The sequence below is a fragment of the Propioniciclava tarda genome (assembly GCF_900182665.1).
GTDB classification, from domain to species: Bacteria; Actinomycetota; Actinomycetes; order Propionibacteriales; family Propionibacteriaceae; genus Propioniciclava; species Propioniciclava tarda.
Genome location: NZ_FXTL01000002.1, coordinates 102,753 through 114,710, shown reverse-complemented (window position 1 = coordinate 114,710; position 11,958 = coordinate 102,753). Strand labels below are relative to the sequence as shown.

General features: G+C 70.5%; 10 protein-coding genes. 5 read left to right on the top strand and 5 right to left on the bottom strand.

Annotated features, from left to right (window positions below; genetic code table 11):
• Window positions 1-92: 92 nt before the first annotated feature.
• Entirely contained in the window at window positions 93-1,460 is a 1,368-nt protein-coding gene (locus FN821_RS02480) for a replication-associated recombination protein A (protein WP_131170977.1), read from the bottom strand.
• 153 nt (window positions 1,461-1,613) lie between these two features.
• Between FN821_RS02480 and FN821_RS02475 the strand changes: the two genes are divergently transcribed.
• Window positions 1,614-2,384, top strand: a complete 771-nt coding sequence (locus tag FN821_RS02475; RefSeq protein WP_206661963.1) for a PadR family transcriptional regulator — start codon at window positions 1,614-1,616, stop codon at window positions 2,382-2,384.
• Window positions 2,385-2,487: 103 nt separating this feature from the next.
• On the opposite strand, the gene FN821_RS02470 is transcribed toward FN821_RS02475, so the two are convergent.
• On the bottom strand, window positions 2,488-4,311 hold the full coding sequence (locus FN821_RS02470; protein ID WP_131170976.1) for an AMP-dependent synthetase/ligase: 1,824 nt from the start codon (window positions 4,309-4,311) through the stop codon (window positions 2,488-2,490).
• Complete coding sequence (locus FN821_RS02465; protein ID WP_131170975.1) at window positions 4,308-4,793, bottom strand: MarR family winged helix-turn-helix transcriptional regulator; 486 nt, start codon at window positions 4,791-4,793, stop codon at window positions 4,308-4,310. Before FN821_RS02465 ends, FN821_RS02470 begins: the two co-directional genes overlap by 4 nt.
• Window positions 4,794-4,888: 95 nt before the next feature.
• Here FN821_RS02465 and FN821_RS02460 point away from each other — a divergent pair, with 95 nt between their 5' ends.
• Entirely contained in the window at window positions 4,889-5,665 is a 777-nt protein-coding gene (locus FN821_RS02460; RefSeq protein WP_131170974.1) for a tryptophan-rich sensory protein, read from the top strand.
• 592 nt (window positions 5,666-6,257) lie between these two features.
• On the top strand, window positions 6,258-7,307 hold the full coding sequence (locus tag FN821_RS02455; protein ID WP_131170973.1) for a hypothetical protein: 1,050 nt from the start codon (window positions 6,258-6,260) through the stop codon (window positions 7,305-7,307).
• A gap of 377 nt (window positions 7,308-7,684) precedes the next feature.
• Here the strand turns inward: FN821_RS02455 and aspS are convergent, their stop codons facing one another.
• Window positions 7,685-9,487: an aspartate--tRNA ligase gene (gene aspS, locus FN821_RS02450; RefSeq protein WP_131170972.1), complete on the bottom strand. Its 1,803-nt coding sequence runs from the start codon at window positions 9,485-9,487 to the stop codon at window positions 7,685-7,687.
• Between the two features lie 144 nt (window positions 9,488-9,631).
• Between aspS and FN821_RS02445 the strand changes: the two genes are divergently transcribed.
• The gene (locus FN821_RS02445) at window positions 9,632-10,543 is read left to right on the top strand and encodes a Dyp-type peroxidase (protein ID WP_131170971.1); all 912 of its coding nucleotides are present in this window, start codon (window positions 9,632-9,634) and stop codon (window positions 10,541-10,543) included.
• 6 nt (window positions 10,544-10,549) lie between these two features.
• Here the strand turns inward: FN821_RS02445 and FN821_RS02440 are convergent, their stop codons facing one another.
• Window positions 10,550-11,302, bottom strand: coding sequence for a HEAT repeat domain-containing protein (locus FN821_RS02440; RefSeq protein WP_131170970.1), 753 nt, complete (start codon window positions 11,300-11,302; stop codon window positions 10,550-10,552).
• 110 nt (window positions 11,303-11,412) lie between these two features.
• Between FN821_RS02440 and FN821_RS02435 the strand changes: the two genes are divergently transcribed.
• Complete coding sequence (locus FN821_RS02435; RefSeq protein ID WP_131170969.1) at window positions 11,413-11,958, top strand: P-loop nucleotide/nucleoside kinase family protein; 546 nt, start codon at window positions 11,413-11,415, stop codon at window positions 11,956-11,958.

Genomic DNA, 11,958 nt, shown 5'->3' with positions numbered 1-11,958 from the left:
AGCGCGGAACAGCCTGCCTGAGCGTAGTGCACGCGGCTTCAACGACGTTCGTCACGACTTCAACGCTCCTTCGTCGGACGCCATTCCTCGACTCAGTCCCGATGGCGGCCGAGGAGGCCGTCGATCACCGGGAGCCGCTCGGAGATCTGCGCCTCAGCGCCGTGCTGCGTCGGGCGGTAGTAGACCGCGTCAGCCAGGTCGTCCGGCAGATAAACCTGCGCCGCGACCCCGTGCGGGTGGTCGTGGGCGTACTGGTAGGCCACGCCGTGGCCGAGCTTCTTCGCTCCCGCGTAGTGGGCGTCCCTCAGATGAGGCGGGACGGCGCCGCCCTTGCCGGCCCGCACGTCGGCGGCGGCCTCGTTGATGGCGACAACGACGGCGTTCGACTTGGGCGCGGTGGCGCAGGCGATGACGGCGTGGGCCAGGTTGATCTGCGCCTCGGGCATCCCGATCAGCTGGACGGCCTGAGCGGCGGCCATGCACAGCGGTAAGGCGCTCGGCGCCGCCATGCCGATGTCCTCGCTGGCCAGGATCACCAGCCGCCGCGCGATGAAGCGGGGGTCCTCGCCGGCCTCCAACATCCTCGCCAGGTAGTGCAGAGCGGCCTGCACATCGGAGCCCCGCAGCGACTTGATGAACGCGCTGATCACGTCGTAGTGCTGGTCGCCGTCCGCGTCGTAGCGCAGGGCCGCCCGGTCGACGGCCTGCTCGACGACCTCCGGTGTGATCTCGGTCAGGCCCTGGGCGGACGCCGACGCCGCGGCCTCCTCCAGGTAGGTCAGCACCCGGCGAGCATCACCACCGGCCAGCTGGACGATGGTCGAGCGCGCGTCATCGGTGAGGGAGTACTGGGCTCCGTCCGGCGTGGCCAGCCCGCGTTCGTCCGTCAGCGCCCGGTCGATCAGGACGCCGATGTCGGCGTCCGTCAGCGGCTTGAGGGTGAGCAGGAGGCTGCGCGAGAGCAGCGGCGAGATCACCGAGAAGGACGGGTTCTCGGTGGTGGCGGCGATGAGGGTGACCAGCCGGTTCTCGACGGCTGGCAGCAGCACGTCCTGCTGGGCCTTGTTGAAGCGATGCACCTCGTCGACGAACAAGACCGTGGCCCGCCCACGGGCCAGCTCGCGCCGTGCGGCGTCCAACTCGGCGCGGACCTCCTTGACGCCGGCCGTGACGGCCGACAGTTCGACGAACCGGCGGTTCGTGGCGCGCGAGACCACGGACGCGATCGTCGTCTTGCCGACGCCAGGCGGACCCCAGAGGAAGACCGACATCGGCTGGCCGTCGGCGAGCCGCCGCAACGGCGAACCCGGCGCCAGCAGGTGCTGTTGCCCCACGATCTCGTCGATCGTCTGTGGCCTCAGGCGCACCGCCAAGGGCAGGTGGCCGTGGTCCGCGCTCGACAGCGACCCACCGCGCGCGGGGGCGTCCGCGAGGTCGGGGTTGCCGAACAGGTCCGTCACGCGTCCGACCGTACAACGTCCCTACGACAGGACAGCATCCGTCGACCCTGTCGACCGGCCGTCGATCGCCCACCTGAAACTCGTTGGCGATTCGACTTGTCTAGCGTGTTACTTTCGATATATCGTTATGGCAACGCACGAAAGGAACTCATCATGAGGAACGCACCTTGGGGCTCGCAATGGCCCACGACAGACACCGGACGCCGTGGGCGTCCGTTTGACGGGGCCGAGCCCCATCACCACCATCGCGGCGACGGCTGCGGGCCGCGCATGCAGACCGAGGGCCCGGGCGGCCAGGTTCCCGGCGACCGCGACGGACGCCGCGGCCGAGGCGAGGGACGCGGACCGCGTGGACCCCGCGGGTTCGGCGGATTCGGACCCATGGGTCCGATGGGGCCGATGGGTCCCGGCGGCTTCGGGCCGGGCGGTCCCGGCTTCCCGGGCGGCCCCGGCGGACGCCGCGGGCGGGCTCGGCGCGGTGACGTGCGCCAAGCCATCTTGGCCCTGCTCGCCGAACAGCCGATGAACGGCTACCAGATCATCCAGACGCTTGCCGAGCGCACGAACGGGGTCTGGAAGCCGAGCCCCGGCGCGATCTACCCCGCGATCAGCCAGCTCCTCGACGAAGCGCTGATCGAGAACCACGAGGCGGAGGGCTTCAAGGGCTTCCGGCTCACCGGGGCCGGAGCAGCGGCAGCCGCCGAGGTCACGGTCAAGCCGTGGGAGGCCGTCAACGCCGAATCCGGCCACGACGCCGAGGGTGCTGCGGAGATGTGGCAGGCCTTCGCTGGCCTCGGCGCGGCGCTGAAGTCGGCCACCGTCGCCGGCTCCCCCGGCCAACTCGCCGATGCCGCCGCGCTCCTCCACGAGACGCGCCGCAAGCTCTTCGGCATCCTCGCCGAGCAGCCGCGCGAGACCAACTAGCGCCAAGCAAGTGGGGGCCCGGCCGATCGGCCGGGCCCCCTTTGGCATTCCCCGTCCCGGCGCTGAGCCGCGGGCTGGCAACCACCTCGCGACCCGGTCCGGGTCAGGTTCTCGAGTACAACGCCTCGACGTGCGTCCGGGCGGCGGCCAGCAGGGCGTCCCTGCGGACCTTCATCGTGGGCGTGAACGTGCCGTGGACGGGATCGGTGTCGGCGACGACCGCAGCGAACGCTTTGACCTGCTCGGCGCGCGACACCCGAGCGTTGGCCCGGTCGACGATGCGCTGCAGCCTCGCCTGCAGCTCGGGAGACGGCACCCGGACGCCGCCCGGGCCGGCCGCCATCGACTCCAGCTGAGCCGCCAGGGCGTCCAGCTTGTGGCGGGCCGCCCAGGCGCTGACTTCGGCGCGCTCCAGCAGCAGCAGGGCGGCCAGGAACGGACGCCCCTCCCCCACCATGACGGCGTTGGCCACAAGAGGGTGCGCGCTGACAGCCTCTTCCCACGGCTCGGGTGCCACGTTCTTGCCGCCCGCGGTCACCAGGATGTTCTTGGCCCGACCGGTGAGGATCAGCCGCCCGTCGGCGTCCAGCCGCCCGAGATCGCCGGTGCGGAACCAGCCGTCGACGAAGGCGTCGGCGTCCAGCGCCTTGTTGCGATACCCCGGGGCCACCCCGAGCCCGCGGACCTGCACCTCGCCGTCGTCGGCGATCCGCACCTCGGCGCCCGGCACCGGACGCCCGACGGTGCCGGGACGGATGTCCGAAGGCAGGTTGCCCGTCACGGGCGCGGTGGTCTCGGTGAGGCCGTAGCCCTCGATGACCGGAAGGCCGGCGCCCCAGAAGAAGCGCGCCAGGTCGGCGTCCAGGGGCGCGGCGCCGGACAGCAGGTACTGGACGCGTCCGCCCAGGACGCCCCTGATTCGCGCGTAGAAGAGGCGTTCGAACAAGGCATGCCGGACGCGCAGGCCCAGCGGCGGGCGGCGTCCGGGCTCGTCCTGGGACGCCTCCAGGTGCTGGGCCCAGTCGACGGCGGTCCGGCGCGCGGCGGCGAACGCGCCGCCCAGGCGCGCGTCGAGCGCGCGGCGACCGACGGCGTCCGCGATCTTCTGCAGCAACCGCGGCGCGACAACGACGAACGTCGGACGCGCCTTCGAGAACGCGGACGCCACGGTGGACGGGTCGCTGTGGTGGAGGACGCGCATCCCGGACGCCACCGCCGCGACCTGCAACGCCCGGGCCAGGATGTGCGCGAGGGGCAGGACGATCACCGTGTTGGCGCGGTCGTGCACCACGTCGGCGTAGGCGTGGGCGATCTGCTGGACGAGTCCGACGAGGTTGCCGTGCGTGATGCGGACGCCCTTCGCACCGGCGGTCGTCCCCGAGGTGTAGACGAGGGTGGCCAGATCATCGCGGCCGGCGAGGGCGCGGCGGCGCTCGAGCTCGTCGGTGGTGACGGACGCCCCGCCCGCCGCGAGAGCGCCCAGGTCGTCGTCCATCGTCCAGATGGTGAGCGACGGGTCGGCGCTGCGCAGCACCTCGGCGTGCCGGGCCGAGCCCGCCACGACGTGCCGGACGCCGGCGTCCGCGACGATCGCCGCGGTCTGCTCGACCGAGGAGGTCTCGTAGATGGGCACGACCACGATGCCAGCGAACCAGCAGGCGAAGTCGACCACGGCCCACTCGTAGCGGGTGGGGGCCATCACGCCGACGCGGTCGCCCGGCTGGATGCCGACGGCGATCAGTCCGGCGGCCAGGGCCCGCGCCTCGTCGACGAACTGCCTGGTGGTGACCCGCTCGAGGTCATCCCCCTGGGGCCGGTCGAACGCGTCCGCGTCGGGGGCTTCGGCGAGGCGACGCAGCAGGAGATCGGTGACGCTCCGCAGCGTCAAGTCGTCGACGGCGACCGGGGTCGCGGCCTGGGCGGTCATGCCGACGCCTGGTTCCGGAGGGCATCAATGGCGTCCTGCATCGCGCGGACCGACACCCGCAAGTACTCGACGACCGCCGCCTGCGCGTCGGCGTCCATCGCCTTGATGCTCTGCTCGACCGACGACAGGATCGGCAGGATCGTGCCCATCGCCCGCCCGGCACTCTCGGGATTGGCGCGCACGAGGACGCGACGACGGTCGCCGGGATCCTCCTCGCGGGTGAGGTGGCCGACGCGCTCCAGCCTTTCGATGATGTTCGACGTGGCCGAAGGCGTGGTGCCGAGTTCGACGGCGAGGCGTCCGGGCGTGACGGGCCCCTGGCCCAGCAGGACGCCCATGGCGCGGTAGTCGACGAGATTGACGTCCAGGGAGCGGGCATGCGCTCGCTCCAGGTCCTCGCGGCCGAGCATCAGCTGCCGCAGCAGGAGCGTGGCCGGGTGCATCGGACCGGCGGTCCACTGCCTGACGGGTTCAGCGAGCATCGCTTTCCTTCATCATCTTGAATAGTTCAATCTCTTGAAGATAGCGTAGTGAGCAGTAGCCCTCCGCGCCAGAGGGTCCCGTCGAAAGGCCCACCGTGAACTCCACTCTGACCCGCCAGCTCTTCGTGACCGCGTCCTTCGTGTTCTGCGTCGTCGGCACCCTGTTCGGCATCGGCGTCATCGGCACGCGCGTCGAGGAGTCGTCCGGTGGAGCCCTCGCCGCGGACGCGACCCTGCTCGCGCCCGCCGTGCGCGCCTTCTCGATCTGGTCGGTGATCTACCTTGGGCTGCTGGCGTACACGGTCTGGCAGTGGCTGCCCATCGCCCAGCGGTCGGCCCGGACCCGCGACATCTGGTGGCTGGCCGGGGTGTCGATGATCCTGAACGCCGTCTGGCTGCTCGTCACGCAGGTGGGCTGGATTTGGCCGAGCGTGGGCGTCATCGCCGTGCTGGTGGTGGTGCTGGGACGCCTCGTCGCGCGCCTCACCCGCGAGCGCGCGTCCTCGACGGCCGAGCTGATCGTGGTTGACGGCACGTTCGGGCTCTACCTCGGCTGGGTGTCGATCGCGACGGCGGCGAACATCACGGCGGCGCTGGTGCAGTCCGGGGTGAGTTTCGGCAGCCTGGATCCGGTTGTCGCGGCGATCGTTCTGGCGGTCGCGGCCGGGATCGGCGTCCTGCTGGCCGTCCGGCTCGGCGGCCGGTTCGCCGTCGCCGGAGCGTTGTCCTGGGGCCTGGTCTGGATCGCGGTCGGACGCCTCACGGACTCCCCCGCGTCCGCGTTGACCGGTTGGGCGGCCGTCGCCGCTGCCGCCATCGTGCTCGGATCCGCGGCATGGATCCGCTTCGGACGCCGGGCCGCGCTCTCCTAGAGCGGCACGGTCCCTGTCAACCTCCCTCCGAGGCGGATCATGGTGCGTAACTCGGCGTTCTAGCACCGCAAACCTCACGATTGGCTCCGGTGCGGTCACCGCCCACGGAATCCTCCACACCCTCCGCTTCCTCTTCATCCTCCACACCCTCCGCTTCCTCTTCGGAAGCGGATCACTGTGCGCAACCCGGCGTCCTAGCACCGCAAACCTCACGATGATGCGTGGCTCCGGCGCGGTCACCGCCCACGGAATCCTCCCCATTCACCTCCCCCGAGCGGATCACTGTGCGCAACCCGGCGCCAGGGCACCGCAAACCTCACGATGATGCCTGGCTCCGGCGAGGTGCGGACAACGGCATCTTCCTCCTCCTCACGAGAACCTCCCCCGAGGCGAGGCGGATCATTGTGCGCAACCCGGCGCCAGGGCACCGCGAACTTCACGATGATCTGGTTGCCGGCCTAGCTCCCGGAACTCGCCGCGCTCACCCGGGAATCGTATCTGGCGCAGGAGTTATCCACAGATTCTCTCCGCGTGACAAGAATCGCCCTTTGGCGTCCAACGTGTAGGGCAGTCACGCCGAAGGAGAAACTCCATGCGCACCCTCCCCCGCTTCCCCGAACAGCACGGACTCGCGTCGCGGAACCAGTTGTCCGCGGCGGAGTGGACGCCGGACGCGCGGCGCCACTTGACGGCCACCGTGGGCCAACGGCCGTTCCCCGGCGTTTATGCAGGTCATCGAGGCACCCTGACCGACGCCGAGGAACTCTCCGCTGCCGTCCTCTGGGCTGGCCCTCGGGCCCTGTTGACCGGCGCCCACGCGTTGAAGATCCTCGGCGTCGAACTGCCCCACCCGCCGAGCGTCTACCGCTTCCTCACCCAGGATGGGCTTTACGCCCACGAATGCCCGGGAGCAGCTGTCGTGCGCACCACGCGCTGGCCCGCGGAACGCCCTGTGGGTGGGCTACGGGTGGCAGCACTGGAACGCTCACTCCTCGACGCGAGTCGGTATCAGGAGTACCCGGCCGCGCAGATCCAAGCGTTGACGATCTCGGTCCTTCAGGGCGGCCTCAGCACCGTGGCTCGCGTCCGCGCTGAGGTGAGAGGGGGACGCCGGAATGGAACGGCGGCCGTCAACCGCGGCCTCAGGGACTTCGAAGGCGGATCATGGTCGATGGCCGAGGTCTCACTTCGCCGGTTGCTGGCGCGGCGTCCCTGGACCGTGCTGTACAACCCCAGGCTTGAGGATGCACGCGGATTGCCCATCGGAACGCCGGACGCCTACCTTCCTGAGCACGGGATCGCCGTGCAGATCCACTCGAAGCGATACCACTGCGGTCCGGACAGCGACGGGGCAGACCTCTGGGAGGCCACCGTGGAGGGCGATTCCCGGTTCGGCGCCCAGGGGATCATCGCCCTCGGCTTCGCCCCGAACACCATCCGAAAACAAGGCATCCGGGTCCTGGCAACGATCGAGGCCGCCGTTGCCGCCCGGGCTGGGGCAAGCCTCCCTCCTGTGCGCATCGCGCTGTCTAGGGCTTCGACAAGTTCAGCCATCGATCCAAGCCTCCCTCCTGTGCGGATCGCGCAAACGGGATCACTGGTCCAGGACGCGAGCTCATCTCGATCGGGACCCCGAGCATGACCGGAATCTCCCGGCACGACACCTCGATCTTCGTGAGGAATCCGGCGCCCCAGCACCGGATTCCTCACGTAGATGACTGCCGTCGACTGTGGGAACCCAGCTGACCCAGGTCAGTCATTGTGCCCAATCCGTGGCCCATCCACCCGATCACGCACAGCGATCCCGTTCACGGAGGGGTACCCCCCTGGCCCGGCGGGGATCCCGTTCACGGAGGGGTACCCCCCTGGCCCGGCGGGGATCCCGTTCACGGAGGGGACCCCCCTTGCCGGCGGGGATCCCGTTCACGGAGGGGACCCCCCTTGCCGGCGGGGATCCCGTTCACGGAGGGGACCCCCGTTGAGGACGCGTCAGCCGCTTAGCCGAGCCAGAGGGACGCCCTAGCTGGCGGGGGCGTCCGCCTTGGCGGTCTTGTCGACCGGCTTGGCGTCGACGCCGGCCTCCTTGCGCTGCTGCGCGGTGATCGGCGCCGGGGCCGAGGTGAGCGGATCGAATCCGCCGCCCGACTTCGGGAACGCGATGACGTCGCGGATCGTGTCGAAGCCGCCGAGCAGCATGACCAGCCGGTCCAGGCCGAACGCGATGCCGCCGTGCGGCGGCGCGCCGAACTGGAAGGCGTCCAGCAGGAAGCCGAACTTCTCCTGCGACTCCTCCGGCGAGAGGCCCATGACCTTGAACACCCGCTCCTGCACGTCGCGACGGTGGATACGGATCGAGCCGCCGCCCACCTCGTTGCCGTTGCAGATGAAGTCGTAGCCGTAGCTCAGCGCCGACCCCGGATCGGTGTCGAACGTGTCCAGCGACTCGGGCTTGGGCGACGTGAACGCGTGGTGCACGGCCGCCCACTTCCCCGCCGCGATCGAGACGTCCCCGGACGCCTCGGCGTCCTCGCGGAGCTTGAACATCGGCGCGTCCACGACCCACAGGAACGACCAGGCGTTCTCGTCGATCAAGCCGCAGCGGCGTCCGATCTCCAGCCGAGCCGCGCCAAGGAGCTCCTGGGTAGCCTCGCGCTTCCCGGCGCCGAAGAACACGCAGTCCCCGGGCTTGGCACCTGTCGCGGACGCCAGGCCCGCGCGCTCGGCGTCCGAGAGGTTCTTGGCGACCGGTCCGCCCAGCTCGCCGCTCTCGTCGTACGTGACGTACGCGAGGCCGCGCGCGCCGCGCTGCTTCGCCCATTCCTGCCACGCATCGAACGTCCGCCGCGGCTGCGAGCCGCCGCCGGGCATCACGACGGCGCCGACGTAGGGCGCCTGGAAGACCCGGAACTCGGTGCTGGCGAAGTAGTCCGTCAGCTCGACGATCCGGTTCTCGAAGCGCAGATCGGGCTTGTCGGAGCCGTAGTGGTCCATGGCGTCGTGCCAGGTCATCCGCGGAAGCGGCAACTGCATCTCGACGTCGACCAGCTTCCAGCAGGCCGCCATGACCTTCTCGGCCATCGAGATCACGTCGTCCTGGTCGACGAAGCTCATCTCGATGTCGAGCTGGGTGAACTCGGGCTGGCGGTCGGCGCGGAAGTCCTCGTCGCGGTAGCAGCGGGCGATCTGGTAGTAGCGCTCCAGGCCGGCCACCATCAGCAGCTGCTTGAACAGCTGGGGGCTCTGCGGCAGGGCGTACCAGCTGCCCGGATGCAGGCGCGCGGGCACCACGAAGTCGCGGGCACCCTCGGGCGTCGACCGGGTCAGCGTGGGCGTTTCGATGTCGACGAAATCCATCTCGTCCAGCGCCTTGCGCATCGCGGACGTGACCTTCGACCGAAGCCGGATCGCGGCCGCCTGGCGCGGACGCCGCAGGTCGAGGTAGCGGTACTTCAGGCGCGCGTCCTCACCGACGGTGGTGCGCTCGTCGATCTGGAACGGCAGCGGAGCCGCCGGGTTCAGCACCTCCAGCTCACGGATCGCGACCTCGATCTCGCCGGACGGCAGGTCGGGGTTCGCGTTGCCCTCCGGGCGAAGCTCGACGACGCCGGTCACCTTGACGCAGAACTCGTTGCGCAGGTCATGGGCGCCGGAACTGTCCAGCAGCTCGTCTCGGACGACCACCTGAGCGATGCCGGACGCGTCCCGAAGATCGATGAAGGCGACGCCTCCGTGATCGCGGCGGCGGGCGACCCAGCCGGCCAGCGTGACCTCGGATCCGACATCGGAGGCCCTGAGGCGTCCGGCGGAATGGGTGCGAATCATGTGTGTATTCCCTTCTTGCCGCGCATAGACGGTGCGCGCACGAGGCTTCAGTCTAGGGGCAGGCTCAGACCGGATGGACACCGGCGAGGCGCCTGCGACAAGGTAGTTCCGTCAGCGTCGGCCCGCTTCTTTCAAGGATGAGCCATGCACAGCCCCCAGCCCGGAATCTTCGCCCTCAGCAATCCCGACAACGACTTCTTGGAACTCGACCTCGTCGGCGACGCCACCCTGGACGCCGCGATCCGCGCGCTCGTCAACGCCGCCGAGCCCTGGTCGACCCGCGGCGGCGTGACCGTCGTCCTGGGCGCTCGGCCCAGCCTGTGGCGGGCCCTCGCCCCCGATCGGACGCCGCAGGATGCGGCCGACTTCGACGAGCCCGTCGTGGGGCTCGACGGCTTCACCATGCCGGCCACGCAGCGCGACCTCTGGGTCTGGATCGCCGGACCCGACCGCCCCAGCGTGTTCGACGCAGCCATGGCGCTGCGAGCGGCCGTCGAAGGCGTGGCCGAGGTCAAGACCGAGCGCGTCGGCTGGCACTACAAGGAGAGCCGTGACCTGACCGGCTTCGTCGACGGCACCGAGAACCCACCGGTGCTGCGTGCGGCCGACGTCGTGACCGTGCCGTCCGGCGAGCCGGGGTCTGGGACGAGCGTCCTGCTGTACCAGATCTGGGAGCACGACATCGAGGCCTGGACGTCCCTGCCGGTCAAGGCCCAGGAGGACGCCATCGGCCGGACCAAGGCCGACGACGTCGAGATGGACGACGCCGTCAAGCCGCCGACGGCCCACATCGCCCGCTCGAAGGTGCACGTCGACGGCGAGGAGCAGAAGATCTTCCGCCGCAACACGGCCTACGGCGAGTCCGGACGCCACGGCACACTGTTCGTCGGCTTCTCCCGCGACCAGTTCCGGCAAGCCGAGATGCTCCGCCGGATGGCGGGCGTGGGCGACGGCGTCCGCGATCAGCTGACCCGGTTCACGACGCCGCTAACGGGCGCGTTCTACGTCGTGCCGACGGCGTCAGACCTCGCGGCGTACGTCGTCGACGAAGACTGAACCTGCTCAGCGGCCCAGGAGCCGCTTCGCCACGCCTGCTACGACAGCATCATCGGACGCCGCGGCGCGCGTGAGCGCGTCCACGGCGGCTTGCCGATCCAGTTCGCCGAGGGCGCTGACTGCGGCGAGCCGCACGTCGGCGTCCGCGTCGCCCAGGAGGCCTGACAAGGCATCAACGGCGGCGTCGGCCGTCGGCGAGCCCACGTGACCCAGGGCGTCCGCGGCATGGGCCCGAGCGGCCGGACGCGCATCTCCCAGGGCCGTGACCAGGTCGTCCAGGGCAACCTCCCCGAGCGTGGCGAAGGCGCTGTTGAGGGCGTCGCGCTGCTCGAGGTCGCCGTCGGCGAGCCGGGAGATCAGCGCCGGCACCACCTCGGCGCGACGCGTGTTCGCGGCGGCGCGGTAGGCCTTGACGGCCACCTGGGCGTCGGCGTCCGCCACCACGGGGATGATGTGCTCGGCGTGCGCCGGATCGGCGATCTTGCTGAGGACGTGGGCCGCCTGCATGCGCGCGGAGGCGTCCGGGCTCGTCAGCTGGTCCAGGACGCCCGGCACCGCGACCTCGCCCGCGTGGACGGTGGCCCAGGTCAGCGCCTCGCGGACGAAGCAGTCCTGCTCGGCGCCGAGGCGGGCCACCAGCGCGCCCGCCGCCTGTGGCGTCCGGACGCCGCCCAGCGCGATGGCAGCCTCCCGGCGCACGTTCTGGTCGGGGTCGACGAGACCTTTGATGAGCGTCGCGGTGTCGATGGTGTTGGTCATGGTGTTGCCTCCTCACCGGGCAGCAACGCTGTCCGACTCCCTGACATTCCAGGCCCATTCACACCGTGATTTCCTCGCCCGCCGAGCCCGGGGACACCTACGATGCGGGCATGGCTCGACTCGTCCTGCTCAACGGTGCACCGGGCGTCGGCAAGTCCACGATCGGCGCCCTGGTCGCGGGGCGTCTCCCCCGCGCGATCGCGATCGACGTTGACGACCTGAAGCACGCCCTTCCGTCCTGGCCGTCCGATCGCAAGGCCGCCGGACGACTCGCCCGCGCCCAAGCCGTGGAGACAGCCCGCGAACAGCTCGCGGCCGGCAGCGACGTCGTCATCGCCCAGTACGTTGCGCGCTCCGACTTCGTGGACGAGCTGGAGGCTGGCGCCGGCGACCTGGGCGCGTCCTTCCACGAACTGGTGTTGATGGTGCCCGCGTCCGAGTTGCGGCGACGGATCGCGGAGCGTTCGGCGACGGACGAGCCGCGCAAAGAGGGTCCGATCGCACCGAGCGACGCGACGGCGCTCATCGAGGCGCTGAACGCCTTCGTCCAGCAGCGTCCCCGGGCCGACACCGTGGACGCCAGCGGCTCCCAGGAGCAGACGGTGGCGAACGTGATCGAGGCCCTGGAGCACGGCGATCCAGAGGACGGATCCTGA